Source organism: Streptomyces sp. NPDC057565, from assembly GCF_042801455.1.
Taxonomy (GTDB): Bacteria; Actinomycetota; Actinomycetes; order Streptomycetales; family Streptomycetaceae; genus Streptomyces; species Streptomyces yanii.
The window spans coordinates 112,206-129,336 of record NZ_JBHVFU010000022.1 but is presented as its reverse complement, the minus strand read 5'-3'; the positions used below and the strand labels follow the sequence as shown (position 1 = coordinate 129,336).

At 71.2% G+C, this 17,131-nt stretch carries 15 protein-coding genes; 5 read left to right on the top strand and 10 right to left on the bottom strand.

Annotated elements, in window-relative coordinates:
* Window positions 1-89: 89 nt before the first annotated feature.
* Complete coding sequence (locus ACFU8W_RS30520) at window positions 90-1,493, bottom strand: PLP-dependent aminotransferase family protein (protein WP_384043814.1); 1,404 nt, start codon at window positions 1,491-1,493, stop codon at window positions 90-92.
* A 47-nt stretch (window positions 1,494-1,540) separates the two neighbouring features.
* Here ACFU8W_RS30520 and ACFU8W_RS30515 point away from each other — a divergent pair, with 47 nt between their 5' ends.
* On the top strand, window positions 1,541-2,053 hold the full coding sequence (locus tag ACFU8W_RS30515; protein WP_345515080.1) for a carboxymuconolactone decarboxylase family protein: 513 nt from the start codon (window positions 1,541-1,543) through the stop codon (window positions 2,051-2,053).
* A 70-nt stretch (window positions 2,054-2,123) separates the two neighbouring features.
* Entirely contained in the window at window positions 2,124-2,852 is a 729-nt protein-coding gene (locus ACFU8W_RS30510) for an isocitrate lyase/phosphoenolpyruvate mutase family protein (protein ID WP_384043811.1), read from the top strand.
* Between the two features lie 16 nt (window positions 2,853-2,868).
* On the opposite strand, the gene ACFU8W_RS30505 is transcribed toward ACFU8W_RS30510, so the two are convergent.
* The 6 genes from ACFU8W_RS30505 to ACFU8W_RS30480 all read right to left on the bottom strand — a co-directional run bounded on the left by ACFU8W_RS30505 (window position 2,869) and on the right by ACFU8W_RS30480 (window position 10,246).
* Window positions 2,869-4,257: a B12-binding domain-containing radical SAM protein gene (locus ACFU8W_RS30505; RefSeq protein WP_384043829.1), complete on the bottom strand. Its 1,389-nt coding sequence runs from the start codon at window positions 4,255-4,257 to the stop codon at window positions 2,869-2,871.
* Window positions 4,258-4,418: 161 nt separating this feature from the next.
* Window positions 4,419-5,408 (bottom strand): malate dehydrogenase, encoded by a 990-nt coding sequence (locus ACFU8W_RS30500; protein WP_266982393.1) that lies wholly within the window; start codon window positions 5,406-5,408, stop codon window positions 4,419-4,421.
* A 182-nt stretch (window positions 5,409-5,590) separates the two neighbouring features.
* Window positions 5,591-6,637, bottom strand: coding sequence for a DUF2690 domain-containing protein (locus ACFU8W_RS30495; RefSeq protein WP_384043808.1), 1,047 nt, complete (start codon window positions 6,635-6,637; stop codon window positions 5,591-5,593).
* 475 nt (window positions 6,638-7,112) lie between these two features.
* Window positions 7,113-8,333, bottom strand: a complete 1,221-nt coding sequence (locus ACFU8W_RS30490) for an NADP-dependent isocitrate dehydrogenase (RefSeq protein ID WP_345515078.1) — start codon at window positions 8,331-8,333, stop codon at window positions 7,113-7,115.
* A gap of 160 nt (window positions 8,334-8,493) precedes the next feature.
* Window positions 8,494-9,336: a DUF3017 domain-containing protein gene (locus ACFU8W_RS30485; protein ID WP_384043805.1), complete on the bottom strand. Its 843-nt coding sequence runs from the start codon at window positions 9,334-9,336 to the stop codon at window positions 8,494-8,496.
* A 31-nt stretch (window positions 9,337-9,367) separates the two neighbouring features.
* Window positions 9,368-10,246: a bifunctional methylenetetrahydrofolate dehydrogenase/methenyltetrahydrofolate cyclohydrolase gene (locus tag ACFU8W_RS30480; RefSeq protein WP_345515075.1), complete on the bottom strand. Its 879-nt coding sequence runs from the start codon at window positions 10,244-10,246 to the stop codon at window positions 9,368-9,370.
* A gap of 238 nt (window positions 10,247-10,484) precedes the next feature.
* Here ACFU8W_RS30480 and ACFU8W_RS30475 point away from each other — a divergent pair, with 238 nt between their 5' ends.
* Together ACFU8W_RS30475 and ACFU8W_RS30470 are read left to right on the top strand one after the other, a co-directional pair.
* Window positions 10,485-11,072 carry a hypothetical protein gene (locus ACFU8W_RS30475; protein ID WP_345515073.1) on the top strand — a complete coding sequence of 196 codons (588 nt, stop codon included), beginning with the start codon at window positions 10,485-10,487 and terminating at the stop codon, window positions 11,070-11,072.
* 134 nt (window positions 11,073-11,206) lie between these two features.
* A complete protein-coding gene (locus tag ACFU8W_RS30470; protein ID WP_345515072.1) occupies window positions 11,207-11,782 on the top strand; it encodes a hypothetical protein in 576 nt (191 codons plus the stop codon).
* 240 nt (window positions 11,783-12,022) lie between these two features.
* Here ACFU8W_RS30470 and purH read toward each other — a convergent pair whose 3' ends face one another.
* Together purH and purN are read right to left on the bottom strand one after the other, a co-directional pair.
* Window positions 12,023-13,576: a bifunctional phosphoribosylaminoimidazolecarboxamide formyltransferase/IMP cyclohydrolase gene (gene purH / locus ACFU8W_RS30465; protein ID WP_266982407.1), complete on the bottom strand. Its 1,554-nt coding sequence runs from the start codon at window positions 13,574-13,576 to the stop codon at window positions 12,023-12,025.
* Window positions 13,563-14,219 carry a phosphoribosylglycinamide formyltransferase gene (gene purN, locus ACFU8W_RS30460; protein WP_345515071.1) on the bottom strand — a complete coding sequence of 219 codons (657 nt, stop codon included), beginning with the start codon at window positions 14,217-14,219 and terminating at the stop codon, window positions 13,563-13,565. The genes purH and purN overlap by 14 nt, the downstream gene beginning before the upstream one ends.
* Before the next feature lie 322 nt (window positions 14,220-14,541).
* Between purN and ACFU8W_RS30455 the strand changes: the two genes are divergently transcribed.
* The gene (locus ACFU8W_RS30455) at window positions 14,542-15,387 is read left to right on the top strand and encodes a hypothetical protein (protein ID WP_384043799.1); all 846 of its coding nucleotides are present in this window, start codon (window positions 14,542-14,544) and stop codon (window positions 15,385-15,387) included.
* Here ACFU8W_RS30455 and ACFU8W_RS30450 read toward each other — a convergent pair.
* A complete protein-coding gene (locus tag ACFU8W_RS30450; protein ID WP_384043826.1) occupies window positions 15,377-17,062 on the bottom strand; it encodes a DUF6350 family protein in 1,686 nt (561 codons plus the stop codon). The two genes, ACFU8W_RS30455 and ACFU8W_RS30450, sit on opposite strands and share 11 nt — an antisense overlap.
* Window positions 17,063-17,131 lie beyond the last annotated feature (69 nt).

Genomic DNA, 17,131 nt, shown 5'->3' with positions numbered 1-17,131 from the left:
CTCGGGGAAGGAGCTACTAGGGCATTTCGGCAACGCAGCGAGCGTGCGTGCCAGGCGTCGCGAGCCGGGCGCCCATTTTGTGAGCTCCTCTAAGGGAGCACCCGGCAGAGCGCCTCCAGCGTTCCTGCCCAGGCGCTGTCGGTCGGCGTCCCGTAGCTGATGACCAGGGCGTCGCCGCCCGCCTCCGCGTCCGTGTGCCGGAAGCGCGCCAGGCCCTCCAGTGCCAGGCCCTGCCAGGCAGCGGCCTGGATCACCGCCCGCTCGGTGCCCTCCGGGAGTTCGACCACGGCGTGCAGACCCGCGGCGATGCCGCTGACGCGCAGCGCGGGGGCATGTTCGGCGAGCGCCGCGACGAGCTGGTCGCGGCGGCGCCGGTAGCGCAGCCGCATGGAGCGCACGTGGCGGTCGTAGGCACCGGACTCGATGAACTCCGCGAGCGTCAACTGGTCCAGCGTGCTCGACACCCAGTCGACCTGCCCCTTCGCCTCGGTCACCTCCCCCACCAGCCCCGGCGGCAGCACCATCCAGGCCAGCCGCAGTCCCGGCGCCAGGGACTTGCTGGACGTCCCCAGGTAGACGACCCGTTCCGGGTCGAGGCCCTGGAGGGCGCCGACCGGCTGCCGGTCGTAGCGGAACTCCCCGTCGTAGTCGTCCTCCAGGATCAGCCCGCCCGTGCCCCGCGCCCAGTCGACCGCCGCGGCCCGCCGGTCCGGATGGAGCGGGACCCCCGTGGGGAACTGGTGCGCGGGCGTCATCAGGACCGCGCCCACCCCGCGCATCCCGGCCAGTTCCCCGGTCCGGGAGCCGAGTCCGTCGAGCGGCAGGCAGGGGGTGCGCAGTCCGGCATCGGCGAGCAGCTTCCAGTGCATGTCCAGTCCGTACGACTCGACGGCCACCTCGCGCACCCGTCGCTGCCGCAGCACCTTCCCCATCAGCATCAGGCCATGGACGAAGCCGGAACAGATCACGATCCGCTCCGGGTCCGCGTACACGCCGCGCGCCCGCGCCAGATAACCGGCCAGTACGGTGCGCAGCTCGATGCGTCCGTGCGGATCGCCGTATCCGAAGGCGTCGTTCGGCGCGGCGGTCAGGGCGCGCCGGGCCGCCTTGAGCCAGTCGGCACGCGGGAACGTGGAGAGATCCGGCGAGCCGGGCATCAGGCTGTACGCGGGCCGTCGGCGCACCGGCCTGGAACGCGGCGCCGTCGTGGCCACCGGACGCGGTTCGGCCCGCTGCGCGACCCTCGTACCGGAGCCCTGCCGGGCGGTGAGCCACCCCTCGGCGACCAGTTCGGCGTAGGCGTCGGCGACGGTGTTCCGGGCGATACCCAGGTCCGCGGCGAGCGTGCGGGAGGACGGCAACCGGGTACCGGGGGCCAGCCGCCCGGTCCGTACGGCCTCCCGCAGCGCGTCCATCAGCCCGGCCCGCAGCCCTGCCGCACCGGTCGGGTCGATGTGCAGGTCGGCTCCGAAAGTGGCCCAGGAATCCGTCATGGAAATGGACCATACCCGTGCGCCATCCACCCCGTAGCGTCGTACCCATGACCACGAACGAGCACTCCCACCCGAGCTCCGACCACGCCCCCGAGCACAGCGCCCGCCTGCACTGGGCCCAGCTCGCCCCCGATGTCTACAAGGCCATGGTCCGGCTGGACGCCGCGTCCCGTAAGGGCCTCGATCCGGTCCTCGCCGAACTGGTGAAGGTCCGCGCCTCGCAGCTGAACCACTGTGCGTTCTGCCTCGACATGCACACCAAGGACGCGCTCGCGGCGGGCGAGTCCGTCGAGCGGATCGTTCAGCTCAGCGCGTGGGAGGAGTCGCGGCACTTCTACACGGAGAAGGAGATCGCGGCGATCGAGCTGACGGATGCCGTGACGGTCCTGACCGACGGTTTCGTGCCGGACGAGGTGTACGAGAAGGCCGCGAAGCACTTCGAGGAGGCCGAGCTCGCTCAGCTGATCGCCGCCATCACGGTGATCAACGCCTGGAACCGGTTCGGTGTGACCACCCGGATGGTCCCGGGTCACTACACCCCGGGCGACAGCAAGCACTGACCCGGATCCGGCAGATCCGGTCCGGGTCGCGCCCCGGTCCGTCAACTCACCCCACCCCAGGAGCCCCGCGATGACTGTGTCCGTCCTCCGTGCGCTGCACCACGGCCGCGCCCCCGGCGATCCGCTGGTCCTCCCCGGCCCGTGGGACGCCGCGAGCGCCCGCGTCTTCGCCGATGCGGGCTTCCCGGCGCTGGCCACCCCGAGCGCCGGGGTCGCGGCCTCGCTCGGGTACGAGGACGGGGCGACGCCCGCCGCCGAGATGTTCGCGGCCGTCGCCCGGATCGTGCGCGCCGTCCCCGTACCCGTGTCGGCGGACATCGAGGCCGGTTACGGACTGCCGCCGAAGGAGCTCGTGGAGCGTCTTCTGGCCACCGGTGCGGTCGGCTGCAATCTGGAGGACTCCGCGGACGGCGTCCTCCTCGACCCGCAGCGGCAGGCGGACCGGCTGGCGGAGGTACGGGCGGTGGCGGGCGAGGCCCTCTTCGTCAACGCCCGCGTCGATACGTACGTACGCGGCGTCCCGGACGGCACGGACCAGGAGGCGGAGACGATCGCCCGCGCCCGGCTGTACGCGGCGGCCGGCGCGGACTGCGTCTACCCGATCGCCGCGCCGCCCGAGTCCCTTCCCCGCCTGGCCGCCGCCATCGCGGCCCCGCTCAACGCACTGGCGCTACCGGACGGCCCGACGCCGCGCAGGCTCGGCGAGCTGGGCGCCACGCGCATCACCTTCGGCCCCGGCCTGCAGCGCCGGGCCATGGCAGCCGTGCGGGAGATGGCCGACCGGCTGCACGCCGGCTAGCCGGTCGGGCGGCGCATCACCGCGTGCCGGGCGAGCCGGCCGTGGCCCGTCGTCCACCGAAGGCCGCCAGGGTCCGCTCCAGCATGGGCATGGCCCGCACCACGTTGCGGGAGCGGATCAGGGCGTCCCAGGCGGGTTCGAACTTCTTCCAGCCGCCGGCGTACGCCAGGTGCCGCAGCCGCTCGTGCGTGCCCGGCTGGGCGGACGCGCCGCGCCAGATGTTGGACCACCGGTAGAAGTCCCGGTAGGCGCGCCAGTAGCCGTCCTCCAGTTGACGCGGAGTCATCCCCCTCGGCCGGTAGACGACATGGCGGGTGTCGTAGAGGTCCCAGTCCCGATGGACGATCCGGTCCTCGGCCTCCATCTGCTTCCACAGACCGGTGGACGGGTACGGCGTCATGATGTGGAAGGTGGCCGTCTCGATGCCCTGCTCGACGGCCCACTCCACCGTACGGTCGAAGACGTCCGGCCCGTCGTGGTCGAGTCCGAAGACGAAGCTGGCGTTGACCATGACACCGGCGTCGTGGAGCCGGCGGACGGCGGCCGCGTAGTCCTTGCCGATGTTCTGGTCCTTGCGGCGCTCTGCGAGGTTGGCGCTGTTGACGGTCTCGAAGCCGACGAACAGGCTGCGCAGTCCCGCGTCGACGGCCCGTTCCAGCAGATCCGGCTGGAGTACGGACTTGACGGTTCCGGCCGCCTGCCAGAGCCTCCCCATGCCGGCCATCCCGTCGAAGAGCGACTCCGCGAAGCGCCGGTTTCCGAGCAGATGGTCGTCGAGGAAGTACAGATGGCGGCCGGGCAGCCGCGCGATCTCGGCGAGGGCGTCGTCCACGGCCTGGGTGTAGAAGGACTTGCCGCCCTCGAAGAAGGCGTCCTTGTAGCAGAAGTCGCAGTGGTGCGGGCAGCCGCGCGAGACGACGATCGAGTTGGGCACCAGATACAGGTGACGCTTGATCAGATCCCTGCGCACGGGCGGCAGTCCGGCCAGCGTGCGCAGTGTGGAGTCGTAGCGGCGGCCCGGCACACCGTCCCGGAACTCCTTCAGGAAGAGAGGCCAGGTGTCCTCCCCCGGCCCGGTGAAAATCGTGTCGGCGTGCTCCGACGCCTCGTCGGGGAGCGAGGTCACGTGCAGGCCGCCCATGGCGACGTGCACGCCACGGGCTCGGAAGTGGTCGGCTATCTCATAGCCGCGCCGGGCGGAAGTGATGTACGGCTGGACGACGAGGAGGTCGGGGCTGTCGAGCGCCTCGATGTCGACCCGCTCGACATGTTCGTCGAGGAGCGTCACCTCGTCGTCCGGGTCCAGGTAGCCGGCGAGGGTCGCCAGGCCGAGCGGCGGGAAGAGCGAGTACTTGATGGGCCGGAAGAGCGGGCTGGTCGCCTCGGTCAGGGCCGGAAGAATCATCGTCACACGCATGACCACAAGGACCCGGTCAGGGCGCGATCAGTTCCCGGGCGGGGCGTACGGGTCCGCATACACGGCCGCCCCCGGCAGCAACGGCTGCCGGGGGCGGTGAGGTACGCGAAGAGCGTACGGACCGGATCGGGAACGACCGGATCCGACGGTCAGATCAGGCCGAGCTCGCGGACCGCGTCGCGCTCCTCGGTGAGCTCCTGCACCGACGCGTCGATGCGCGCGCGGGAGAACTCGTTGATGTCCAGGCCCTGGACGATCTCGTACTTGCCGTCCTTCGTGGTGACCGGGAAGGACGAGATGAGGCCCTCGGGCACACCGTAGGAGCCGTCCGACGGGATACCCATCGAGGTCCAGTCGCCGGCGGCGGTGCCGTTGACCCAGGTGTACACGTGGTCGATGGCGGCGTTGGCGGCCGAGGCGGCCGAGGACGCGCCACGGGCCTCGATGATCGCGGCGCCGCGCTTGGCGACGGTCGGGATGAAGGTGTCGGCCAGCCACGCCTCGTCGTTGACGAGCTCGGCGGCGTTCTTGCCGGCGATCTCCGCGTGGAAGATGTCCGGGTACTGGGTCGCCGAGTGGTTGCCCCAGATCGTCAGCTTCCTGATGTCGGAGACGGCGGCACCGGTCTTGGCGGCCAGCTGCGAGATCGCGCGGTTGTGGTCCAGGCGGGTCATCGCGGTGAAGCGCTCGGCCGGTACGTCCGGGGCGGCGGCCTGCGCGATGAGCGCGTTGGTGTTGGCCGGGTTGCCGACGACGAGGACCTTGATGTCGTCCGCGGCGTTGTCGTTGATGGCCTTGCCCTGCGGCTTGAAGATGCCGCCGTTGGCGGAGAGCAGGTCGCCGCGCTCCATACCCTTCGTGCGCGGGCGGGCGCCGACGAGCAGGGCGACGTTCGCACCGGCGAAGCCGACGTTGGCGTCGTCCGTGATCTCGATGTTGCGCAGCAGCGGGAAGGCGCAGTCGTCGAGCTCCATCGCAGTGCCCTCGGCGGCCTTCAGCCCCTGCGGGATCTCCAGGAGGCGCAGGTTGACCGGCACGTCCGGGCCGAGCAGGTGGCCGGAGGCGATGCGGAAGAGCAGCGCGTAGCCGATCTGGCCGGCTGCGCCGGTCACGGTGACATTCACGGGAGTGCGGGTCATGGCGATCTCCGTTAGACAGCTGGCGGTGGGGGTCCCTGCCCCTGGTGCTGGATATCCCCTGAATCTTGATGTGAAGAGATATCCAGCGATCAGGCTATCCGACCCGGGGCCTCCCGGCCGCCCGGCCCCATGTGGCACCGCACACAGCCGGTCACTCACCGCTCACCGAAACCCGCCCGTCCTCACTCGGCGGCGGCGGTGGTGCACCCCTTCGTGCCGGAGGCGAGGGTCGCGCATGCCCTGGCGCCGGCGGCCTTCTTCACTGCGACCATTGGGGTGTACGCGTCCGCGTCGGCGTCGACCGTGCCGTCCTGCACTGCGGCATCGCCCGCAGTGATCCGTACCGTGTCCCCCCGGACGGCATCGGTGATGCGGGCCCACGCCGCGCCGCACGTCCTGCTGTAGCGCACCTCGACGAGGCTTCCGCCGACCGTGGCGCTGGAGACCGTGCGCGCGGACCGGCCGCCGCACCCCATGTCCTCCGGGTCCCGTCCCGTGCAGTCGGCGCCGCTGCACCCGACCCCGGCGGGCGGTGCGGACGCACCGGTCGCCGACGATGCGGACGACGGGTCGGCCGCGGCCTTCCCGTCGTTGTCGTCGCCGCCCGGACCGGTCAGGAGTACCGCGGCGGACAGCACCAGCAGTGTGCCCACCGCACCGGTGACCAACAGGGTCAGCCTGCGGCGGTCGGCCGGCTCCCTCCGGACGCCGTCGGGCCGGCGCGGCCGGTCCTCCGGCTGCGGCGCCCGTGGTGCGTTCCCATGCTGGATCGGTACGGATGGCGGGCGGCCCCCGCCGCCCGCACCCGCGCCTCGACCCTCGTCCACGGCCGTGCCGGTGGTCCGGCCGCCGAAGCGGCGGCTCCTGTCGTCGCCCAACGGGTTCGGCCCGAACTCGCCGAGCGCCGCGCGCGCCTGAGCGACCCGGATGCCTTCCATCGTCAGGTCGTGGCGCATCTCGGAGCGGCTCCAGGCCCGCTCCGCCAATTCCCACATGGTGGCCAGATGCACCTGGTCGGTGCCCGTGACCTCGGCCAGAGCGACGATCGCCCCTTCGGGCGCGAGCAACCGCCCGTTCAGATAGCGCTCCCACGACGTCCTGCTGTAGCCCGTGCGGTCGGCCACCGCTGCGACACTCAGCCCGGTGCGGTCGATGAGCCTGCGCAGCTGGCCCGCAAACTCCCTCACCTGCGGGTCGAGTTCATCCGGTAATGCCTTCCAACGAGGCATTTTTCCCCTCCATCCCCCGAACGTGTCTGGCGTGCCCCGCTCTTCTGTCGCCCTGTTGTTCCCCCTGCCCCGATACGGCGGTCCACCGTTCCGGGGTCCACCGTTCCGGATTACCCAGAAGGATGCCCGGAGGCAGGCTGCCGGTTCCGGGAGAGGTGGCGCACGGTGGCATTCGGGGGCTCGGCGAGTGCCCTCGCGCGCCCCCCTTCCGGGGCGCTCCGTCGCGCCGGACCGCCACCGTTGCGCAGCGATCACAGCGTGGCGGAATGGTCACTTCCGTGCCACAGGCCCCCGGCCTCCCTTGATCCCTGACACTCCGTCGACAAAGCTGACGTCAGGTCGGGGCAGGGCCGCTCAAGTCGCCACGTTCCGGGGACATCTGCGCTCCGGTGGGCTCCGGCCTCGGGTGTCCGTCCCTTCTCGGGGGAGGGGACGGACACCACAGATCAGCGTGCGGGCTGTCGGGGCGAGGCCATCAGAGCGACGCGATCTCCTTCTGCAGGTTCGCATCGAGCACGTCCAGAAACTCCTCCGTGGTCAGCCACGGGGCGTCCGCGGAGATCAGCCGCGCCAGGTCCTTCGTCATCCGACCGCCTTCCACGGTCTCGACGCAGACCCGCTCCAGCGCTTCGGCGAACGCGACCACCTCGGGCGTGCCGTCCAGTCTGCCTCGGTGGGCGAGTCCGCGGGTCCAGGCGAAGATCGACGCGATCGGGTTGGTCGACGTCGCCTCGCCGCGCCGGTGCCGGCGGTAGTGACGGGTGACCGTGCCGTGTGCGGCCTCCGCCTCGACGGTTCTGCCGTCGGGGGACGTCAGGACCGAGGTCATCAGGCCGAGCGAGCCGAAACCCTGCGCGACGACGTCGGACTGGACATCGCCGTCGTAGTTCTTGCACGCCCAGACGTAGCCGCCCTCCCACTTGAGCGCCGAGGCGACCATGTCGTCGATCAGGCGGTGCTCGTAGGTGAGACCCGCCTGCGCGAAGTCCGCACCGAACTCGGTGTCGAAGACTTCCTGGAAGATGTCCTTGAAGCGGCCGTCGTACGTCGCGAGGACGGTGTTCTTCGTCGACATGTACACCGGGTAGGCGCGCGCCAGTCCGTAGCGGAACGAGGCGCGCGCGAAGTCGCGGATCGCCTCGTCGTGGTTGTACATCGACAGCGCGACACCGGCACCCGGGTACTCGTGGACCTCGACCTCGACGGGCTCGGAGCCATCCTTCGGCGTGTAGGTCATGGTGAGGGTCCCCGGGCCCGGGATGTTCAGTTCGGTGGCGCGGTACTGGTCGCCGAAGGCGTGCCGTCCGACGACAACGGGCTTGGTCCAGCCCGGGACGAGCCGCGGCACGTTCCGCATGATGACCGGCTCGCGGAAGACGACGCCGCCGAGGATGTTACGGATGGTGGCGTTCGGCGAGCGGTACATCGCCTTGAGCCCGAACTCCTCGACCCGCTCCCTGTCCGGCGTTATGGTGGCGCACTTGATGCCGACGCCGTACTTCTCGATGGCGTGGGCGGCGTCGACCGTCACCCGGTCGTCGGTGGCGTCCCGGTGCTCGATGCCCAGGTCGAAGTACTTCAGCTCGATATCGAGGTACGGCAGTATCAGCCGGTCCTTGATGAAGGACCAGATGATGCGGGTCATCTCGTCACCGTCGAGCTCGACGACGGGGCTGGCTACCTTGATCTTGGCCATGGAGCGGACACATCCCTCTCACGCTTCGAGGATTTATCTCGACGCCAAGATACTCGATATCGAGATATGTGATGGCGGTTTTCTCCCCTGCGCAGAACCGCGGCCCCCTCGCACCTGTCGGGTGCGAGGGGGCCGCGGTGGGGCCGTACGGGCGGCGATGTCAGCGGATCGTGAACCGGACCGCGTTCTCCAGGAAGGGGATGTCGAGCCAGGGCTTGGGCTGCGCCACAAGTGCGAGCATCACGATCAGGACGCCCAGGAGTCCGTACGTCACCAGGTCCGTGAAGCGGGAACGGACCGCGAGCATGCCCACCGAGGGGACGACGCAGCGCAGCACGGCGCCCCCGACGAGGGCCGCGCCGATCAGTATCGTGCCGATCCGGAAGGCCTCGGCGAAGGGGTTCAGGGCGACGATCAGCAGTCCGATCCCGGCCGTGCAGAGCACGGCCAGCAGAGGCCACTGACGGGCCGGGGCGGGCGCGTCCCCGGACGCGGCCCGGCCGCCGCCCTCGGGGCGAGCGGTGTCCCGGGTGAACGACGGGAACCGTCGCGACCGGCGCGAGGCATCATCGGGCGCGGGGGCGGAGACGGCGTCGTCCGGGCCCCGGTCCGAGCCGTTGCCGTCGGAGCCCCCGCCCTCGGCTCCGCTGTCCGGCTCGCCGCCGTCGGATCCTCGCGCACCGCTGTCGAAGCCGCCGCCCGCGCCGGCATCCGCACCGCGAGCCACGTCGTCCCGCACACCTGGGGCCGAGCCCCCGCCGGAACCGGGTGCCGAGCCCGCATCGGCGCCGGAAGCCGAGCCCGCGTCCGCGCCGGGACCGTCCTCCGGCCCGGTTCCCGAGTCACCGCCCCGCCGCACGTCCGCACCCCGGGCCGGCCGGGCACAGTCGCCCGCTGCCGCCCCGTCGGAGGCCTCCACCGCAGTCACTCCCTCACCCGGCGGCGCCGGAATCGTCCGGTCCGCCGCGGCGGCCGGATCGGCCGGACTCGTACCAGCACCCATGGGGTTCCTTCCGGATCAGGTCAGCATCAGGTCAGCCGGCGGAGCCGGAAGACGCGGCAGCCGCATCGCGCTCGGCCGCCTCGACCACGTTGACGAGCAGCTGGGCGCGGGTCATCGGGCCCACACCGCCCGGGTTCGGGGAGATCCACGCGGCGACGTCGGCCACACCGGGGTGCACATCGCCGACGATCTTGCCGTGCTCGTCCCGGCTGACGCCGACGTCGAGCACGGCCGCGCCCGGCTTCACGTCCTCGGGCTTGATGATGTGCGGTACACCCGCAGCGGCGACGATGATGTCGGCCTGCTTGAGCTGGGCGGAGAGGTCACGCGTACCGGTGTGGCACTGGGTGACGGTGGCGTTCTCGGACTTCCGGGTCAGCAGCAGCGGGATCGAGCGGCCGATGGTGACACCGCGGCCGACGACCACGACGTGCGCTCCGTTGATCTCCACATCGTGGTGGCGGAGCAGCTGGACGACGCCCTGCGGGGTGCACGGCAGCGGACCCGTCTCGTTCAGTACGAGGCGGCCGAGGTTCATCGGGTGCAGACCGTCGGCGTCCTTGGCCGGATCCATCAGTTCCAGGACACGGTTGGTGTCGATGCCCTTGGGAAGGGGAAGCTGCACGATGTAACCCGTGCAGTCGGGGTTCGCGTTGAGTTCCCGTACGACGTCCTCGATCTCCTCCTGGGTGGCGGTGTCGGGGAGTTCGCGCTGGATGGAGCCGATGCCGACCTGCGCGCAGTCGCGGTGCTTTCCGTTCACGTACCACCGGCTGCCCGGGTCGTCCCCGACGAGCAGGGTTCCCAGGCCAGGGGTGATGCCCTGCGCCTTGAGGGCCGCCACGCGGACGGTCAGATCGGACTTGATCGCGGCTGCGGTGGCCTTGCCATCGAGAATCTGGGCAGTCATGGTGCCCATCCTCGCGGATGACCCCGCCCGCATACCAATTCTGGGTGTCGCCGGTGGCCATCAGATTGCGCTTGCACAACACATAGGGCTACTGACTGGACAAAAAGCTGATGTCAAGACCACGATGAGCCGCGCAGCACCGTGGGCAGTGTCGGGGGGACAGGCCGTTCTGATTGCACACCGTTCCTCCGCGCGGACCGCGTCGTCCCCGCACTTTTTGCAACGGAGGAAATTCGCCATGAGCTTCGGCGACCCGAACAACCCCTATGGCCAGCCGCAGGGCGGGCAGCCGGGCTACGGCTACCCCCAGCAGGCCCCGCAGGGCGTGCCGCAGCAGGGCGGCTATCCCGCGGCCCCGCCGGTGCAGGGCGGCTATGGCTTCCCTGGTGTGCCCACCGAGATGCCGGGCGGCGTGAAGGCGGCCCGGGTCATGCTCTACGTGATCACTGGCCTGCAGGTCATCGGCGCGGTCATCTTCGCGATCGCCGCTGCGGCCGTGCAGGCCGCCAAGAACGACGCGACGCTCAAGGACGACGTTCAGTTCCAGCAGCTTGCCGACTACTCCGGCAATGCCCTGTGGGGCGTCGTGGCCTTCGCGGTGCTGTGGGGCGTCCTTGCCGTATTCCTGGCCGTGAAGTTCGGCAAGGGGACCAACGGCATCCGCATCACGGCGATCATCTTCGGTGCGATCACCGCGATTCTCGGTATCTACCCGTTCGTCGTCTTCGGTCTCGTCCACACGGTTCTCGCCGTGCTGATCATCGTCTTCGTCGCGAAGGCCGACGGCAACGCCTGGTTCAACCGCCAGCAGCAGCCGCAGTACTGATCCGGCCGCGGGCCTGCCGGCCCGCCCTCGCAGCACCGCGGGCAGTGTCGGGGGGACAGGTCGTTCTGATCGAGCACCATTCCTCCGCGCGGACCGCGTCGTCCCCGCACTTTCTGCAACGGAGGAAATTCGCCATGAGCTTCGGCGACCCGAACAACCCCTATGGCCAGCCGCAGGGCGGGCAGCCGGGCTACGGCTACCCCCAGCAGGCCCCGCAGGGCGTGCCGCAGCAGGGTTACGGCTACCCGCAGGCCCCGCCCGTCCAGCCCGGTTACGGCTTCCCGGGTGCACCGGTCGAGATGCCGGGAGGCGTGAAGGCAGCACGTGTGATGCTGTGGGTGGTTGCCGCCTTCCAGATCATCGGCGCCATCATCGCGTTCGCGGGCATGAGCGCCGTCTCCGACGCGGTCGACAATGCCGGCACCACGGCGGCCGACACCGAGACGATCGAGAACTTCGGCAAGGGCATCCTGGCGTTCGTCGCCGTGCTCGCCCTGATCTTCGCCGGGCTCTCCGTCGCCCTGGCGCTCAAGATGAAGTCCGGCGGCAACGCCACCCGCGTCTGCACCATCGTCTACGGCGCGTTCATCTGCCTCGGTGGCATCTTCCAGCTGCCGCTGGGCATCGTCACCATCGCGCTCGGCGTTCTGATCATCGTCTTCGTGGCGAAGTCGGACGGCGCCGCCTGGTTCCAGCGCCCGCGCGCCTGAGCCGAGTCGACCGCTGCGGTCGACTCGGCGCGCAGTGGCACATGGCCGAAGGCCGTAACCCGAGTGGGTTACGGCCTTCGGCCATTTCTGCGCCCCGACCGGCGCCCCGGGTCGTACGGGCCCCGCCGGACGGTTCACACCGTCGGCCTGACCCCCGCCGCACGCGCCTCCTCGCCGGGGCAGCGCAAAGGGCGCCGCCCGGAGACCTGCTCCGGGAGACGCCCTCGGCGTTCGGACCGCTCAGTGGAAGAAGTGCCGCGTACCCGTGAAGTACATCGTCACGCCCGCCTTCCTCGCGGCCTCGACGACCAGCTCGTCACGGACCGAACCGCCGGGCTGGGCCACGGCCTTGATGCCGGCCGCGGTGAGGATCTCCAGGCCGTCCGGGAACGGGAAGAACGCGTCCGAGGCGGCGTACGCGCCGCGCGCCCGCTCCTCGCCCGCCCGCTCGACGGCGAGCTTCGCGGAGTCGACACGGTTGACCTGGCCCATGCCGACGCCGACCGAGGCGCCGCCCTTGGCGAGCAGGATGGCGTTGGACTTGACCGCGCGGCAGGCCTTCCAGGCGAAGGCGAGCTCGGCGAGCTCGTCCGCGGAGAGCGCCTCACCGGTGGCGAGGGTCCAGTTGGCCGGGTTGTCGCCGTCGGCCTGGAGCCGGTCGGTGACCTGGAGCAGCGCGCCGCCGTCGATCGGCTTGACCTCGACCTCGGAGCTCGGGGCGTCGGGGCAGCGCAGCACGCGGATGTTCTTCTTGCGGGTGAGGATCTCGACCGCGCCGTCCTCGTACGCCGGGGCGACGATGACCTCGGTGAAGATCTCTGCGACCTGCTCGGCCATGGCGACGGTCACCGGACGGTTGACGGCGATGACGCCGCCGAAGGCCGACAGCGGGTCGCAGGCGTGCGCGTTGCGGTGCGCCTCGGCGACGTCGTCGGCGATCGCGATGCCGCACGGGTTGGCGTGCTTGATGATCGCGACGCACGGCTCGGCGTGGTCGTACGCGGCCCGGCGCGCGGCGTCGGTGTCCGTGTAGTTGTTGTACGACATCTCCTTGCCGTGCAGCTGCTCCGCCTCGGCCAGGCCCCCGGAGCCGGAGGTGTAGAGCGCGGCGGGCTGGTGCGGGTTCTCGCCGTACCGCAGGACGTTGCTGCGCCCGTACGTCGTACCGAAGAAGTCGGGGAAGCCCGAGTCGTCGGCGGCGGCGTAGTCGTCCGCGAACCAGGAGGCGACGGCCACGTCGTACGCGGCGGTGTGCTGGAACGCCTCGGCGGCCAGCCGCTTGCGCGTGGTCAGGTCGAAACCGCCCGCCTCGACCGCGGCAAGCACGTCGGCGTACCGCTCGGGGCTGGTGACGACGGCCACGGACGGGTGGTTCTTGGCGGCGGCGCGGACCATCGACGGGCCGCCGATGTCGATCTGCTCCACGCACTCGTCGGCGGAGGCACCGGAGGCGACGGTCTCCTTGAACGGGTACAGGTTGACGACGACGAGGTCGAAGGGCTCGACACCCAGCTCGGCGAGCTGCTCGCGGTGGGCGTCCAGGCGCAGGTCGGCGAGGATGCCGGCGTGGACGCGCGGGTGCAGCGTCTTCACGCGGCCGTCGAGGCACTCGGGGAAGCCGGTGAGCTCCTCGACCTTGGTGACCGGCACACCGGCAGCGGCGATCTTCCCGGCGGTCGAACCGGTGGAGACGAGCTCGACGCCCGCCTCGTGCAGACCGCGGGCGAGGTCTTCGAGCCCCGTCTTGTCGTAGACACTGACCAGGGCGCGGCGGATGGGCTTATTCACCGACATGACCGAGATGAACCTTTCGTCCCTCAATGCGATAGCCGTTACGGGCGAGCCGCCCCACGACCTCGACGAGCAGCTTGCGCTCGACTTCCTTGATGCGTTCGTGGAGAGCGGCTTCGCCCTCCGGCGTGTCCTCTTCGGTCACTTCGACCACGCCCTGCGCGATGATCGGACCGGTGTCGACGCCGTCGTCGACGAAGTGGACGGTGCACCCGGTGACCTTCGCGCCGTACGCGAGGGCGTCACGCACCCCGTGGGCACCGGGAAAGCTGGGGAGCAGGGCGGGGTGGGTGTTGACGAACCGGCCGCCGAACTCGGCGAGGAACCGCTTGCCCACGATCTTCATGAAGCCCGCGGACACCACGAGGTCCGGGTGGTGCGCCGCGGTGGCCGCGGCGAGCGCCGCGTCCCACTCCTCGCGGGTGCCGTAGTCCTTGACCTTGCAGACGAAGGTCGGCAGCCCGGCGAGCTCCGCCCGTTCCAGACCGACGATGTCGTCGCGGTCGGCGCCGACCGCGACGACCTGGGCTCCGAAGCCCGCAGGGTCGTCACCGATCGCGTCGAGCAGGGCTTGGAGGTTCGTACCCGAGCCGGAGACCAGCACGACCAGGCGGGCCGGGGCGGCGGAGGAGGGCGGGGAGGCCACGGCTGGGCCCTTTCTCGCGTGGTGAAGCCTCGCGTGGTGAAGCAGAGCGACGCTATTTGTACGGTCGTACGAAAGAATCGCGCCCCTCAATACGGGGAACTCTACGAAGGAGTCGACCGTCAGCAACGATACCGGCACATCGGGGGACCCCCACGGGACGGGGGTGAGGGGCCGGACCGAGGATCAGGAAGGGCGTCCGGGCGGAAGGCGCGGGCCACCGCCGTGCTCCCAGCTTTCGGCCCCTGACGGCCGGGAGGTAGCGTCAGGGGACAGCGAACCGTCCGCAGGGCGGAAATGACGAGATGGGGAAGACGTTCACCATATGCCGGACCGACGCCGCCGCACCGCCTTCCTCCTCCCGCTGCCCGAGCGGTCCTCGGTGCTGCTGAGGGAACGCCGGCCCCCCACGGGCCCCTCCTCTTCCCCGGACAAGGACGACAACCCGTTCGCCGCACCGCCGGAGAACCGCCCCGACCAGCCGTGGCAGCCCCGCCACCCGTCGAACGGCGGGACCGACGGAGACGGCAGCGGAAACGGCGACGGGGCACCCGAGGACGGCTCCTCCGACGACCGCCCCGTCTGGGGCAGTCAGTGGAGCAGCCACCAGCCGGGACGCCAGAGCGGCGGCTTCGGTGGCCGTCCCGGCGGACCGAACGGCCCGGGTGGCCAGGGCGGACCCGAGAACACCCCCGGCGGACTGCGCTGGGACCCGACCGACCCCGCCCAGCGCCGCGCCCGCTACGCGCTGCTCTCCGGCATGTGGGCCTTCTTCTTCGCGATCTTCGATTTCCCGGAGATCGCCCTGCTGCTCGGCGCGCTGGCCGTGTACTGGTCGATCAGCTCACTGCGCGCCAAGCCCAGGAGCTCGACGGCGACGGACAGCGCGGCCGGTTCCTCCGGTACGGGCTCCGCTCCGGCGGGCGCCCCGGCCTCCGGACCCGGTGCGCCGTACGCGCAGAACCAGGGCAGGCCGCAGACGACAGCCGCGGTCAGCGGGCTCGTCACGGCGCTGCTGGCACTGTCGATCGTCGCGATGACGTTCACGGTGCAGCTGGTCTACCGCGACTACTACACCTGCGTGAACGACGCGCTCACCAAGTCCGGACAGCTGGCCTGCAACGATCTCCTGCCGAAGCCGCTGGAACCGTTCTTCGGCGTCAAGAACTAGCGCTTTCTCCCGACCCACTCGTCGGCCCGGCCTCCGGAGGCCGGGCCGACGGCGTTTCCGGCGCCGTGAGGAGCGTGACCCAAGGGGGATCCTCAACCGCTCGCCCGTGCCACGGACCGGTCGGCAGGAAGTCGTAGGCGTCCCGGCCCGCGTGTTCCTCGTCGCGGGACGCGGAGGTCGGTACGGGGACGGACGCAGGCGCGGTCGCGGACGGCCGTACGGAGCCTGCGCCGGTCACAGGTCCGGTTCCGGACTCCGTGCCGACGGCCGCGTCCGCGTCCCCGGGCCCACGCCGCAGGCACCACCACCGGCGCCGCTCCTCGCTCGGCCGCCCGGGCGCCTCCGCATCGGCCACCCCAGGCGTCACGGGGCTCACCGCTTTCTCCATCACCTCGGCGCGCTCCCCCTCACTGCCGGGCCCCCGCAGCCGCCACGCCCTCAGCAGCAGCGCCCCCGGCACACCGAGCAGTGCCGTCCACGCCACCGCCGCCGCCCCGGTCAGCCACCACACCGGGCCGAACTCCGCCAGCGCCCCGGTCCCCAGCGGACCGCCCGCCGCCGCAGTCAGCACCGCCGTACACATGCCACATCCCAGCGCAGCCAGGGCAGCCGTCAGCGCGGTCCCCCGCAGGCCCCATGCCGACTCCCCCACGCCACGGGAGGGCGCTGCCCTCCGCACCGTGAACCAGGCGATCGTCACCCCGGCCGCGACCGGTACCGCCGCGGCCGCCCAGTTCGGAGCCGTTCCGGCTCCGTGGGCGGGGACCGCCGCCAGCAGCGGGAAATTCGGCAGGGCCGGCCGCCCGGTGAAGGCGAGCGGGGTGACCGTGGACGCCGTACCGAGGGCGAATCCCGGCCCCATCCCGTACGCGGCACCCCACATCGCCGCATCCGGCACGAGCACCAGCGCCAGCAGCAGGACCGCGGCCCGGCCCGCCCAGTCGCCGGAGAGCCCCAGGAACGAGTCCCGCAGCGCCTGCTCATGCCACACCAGGGCCACCGCGACGAGCAGCGCCCCACCACCCAGCAGCACCGCCGTCCCGGCCACCGCCGATCGGAGCACCGCGTCCGCCCGCTCCACGAACCGGGACCGTGCCAGCGCCTCGCGCACCCGCACCGGCGCCCAGGCCGGCGGCGGCCCGATCGGGCGCCCGGTCGCTGCCCAGACGCCGGCGGCTGCACCACCCCCCACCACGAGGGCCATCGGGAACAGGAGCGAGCCCGGCCGCGCGAACATCGGTCCGCCCTTCGCGTAGAGGGCGACCGCCACCGCGACCAGCAGGTATCCGGCCGTCACCAGGCAGAAGGCGCTCGCGCCCGACGGCGGGGTGCGCCCCTCGTCCGGCTCCATCACGTCGCGCGCGGCCCGGTGCACCAGCCACACCAGCACTCCGGTGAGCAGCAGCGGGACGATGCCGACGGGGGCGGGCGCGCCGCCGAGAGTGTCGGTCCTGACGAGTACCGCGCCGTGCGCCAGCAGCCAGATGCCGGCCGCCGTGTGGAGGGCCCCGCCGGGACCGCTGTCGGGGGCCGGGGAGCTGATCCACACGGCCAGGGCGAGGACGGTGAGCGAGCCGAGCCCGAGCCCCGCGGCAAGCACCCCCCGAACAAGGGCAGATGCCAGTACGGCGGTCCTTCCCTGCTCTGCCGAGAACGACGGGGTGCGTTCGGTCATGTGGATCACACAGCAATGCTCCCAACGACACGCACTTAATCCATGTAACAGGCGATTAGCCGCTGTGTC

Bases quoted from the DNA above. Each gene is read 5' to 3' on its own strand.
- ACFU8W_RS30520 (WP_384043814.1), bottom strand. From the start codon at position 1,493: ATGACGGATTCCTGGGCCACTTTCGGAGCCGACCTGCACATCGACCCG.
- ACFU8W_RS30515 (WP_345515080.1), top strand. From the start codon at position 1,541: ATGACCACGAACGAGCACTCCCACCCGAGCTCCGACCACGCCCCCGAG.
- ACFU8W_RS30510 (WP_384043811.1), top strand. From the start codon at position 2,124: ATGACTGTGTCCGTCCTCCGTGCGCTGCACCACGGCCGCGCCCCCGGC.
- ACFU8W_RS30505 (WP_384043829.1), bottom strand. From the start codon at position 4,257: ATGATTCTTCCGGCCCTGACCGAGGCGACCAGCCCGCTCTTCCGGCCC.
- ACFU8W_RS30500 (WP_266982393.1), bottom strand. From the start codon at position 5,408: ATGACCCGCACTCCCGTGAATGTCACCGTGACCGGCGCAGCCGGCCAG.
- ACFU8W_RS30495 (WP_384043808.1), bottom strand. From the start codon at position 6,637: ATGCCTCGTTGGAAGGCATTACCGGATGAACTCGACCCGCAGGTGAGG.
- ACFU8W_RS30490 (WP_345515078.1), bottom strand. From the start codon at position 8,333: ATGGCCAAGATCAAGGTAGCCAGCCCCGTCGTCGAGCTCGACGGTGAC.
- ACFU8W_RS30485 (WP_384043805.1), bottom strand. From the start codon at position 9,336: ATGGGTGCTGGTACGAGTCCGGCCGATCCGGCCGCCGCGGCGGACCGG.
- ACFU8W_RS30480 (WP_345515075.1), bottom strand. From the start codon at position 10,246: ATGACTGCCCAGATTCTCGATGGCAAGGCCACCGCAGCCGCGATCAAG.
- ACFU8W_RS30475 (WP_345515073.1), top strand. From the start codon at position 10,485: ATGAGCTTCGGCGACCCGAACAACCCCTATGGCCAGCCGCAGGGCGGG.
- ACFU8W_RS30470 (WP_345515072.1), top strand. From the start codon at position 11,207: ATGAGCTTCGGCGACCCGAACAACCCCTATGGCCAGCCGCAGGGCGGG.
- purH (WP_266982407.1), bottom strand. From the start codon at position 13,576: ATGTCGGTGAATAAGCCCATCCGCCGCGCCCTGGTCAGTGTCTACGAC.
- ACFU8W_RS30455 (WP_384043799.1), top strand. From the start codon at position 14,542: ATGCCGGACCGACGCCGCCGCACCGCCTTCCTCCTCCCGCTGCCCGAG.
- ACFU8W_RS30450 (WP_384043826.1), bottom strand. From the start codon at position 17,062: ATGACCGAACGCACCCCGTCGTTCTCGGCAGAGCAGGGAAGGACCGCC.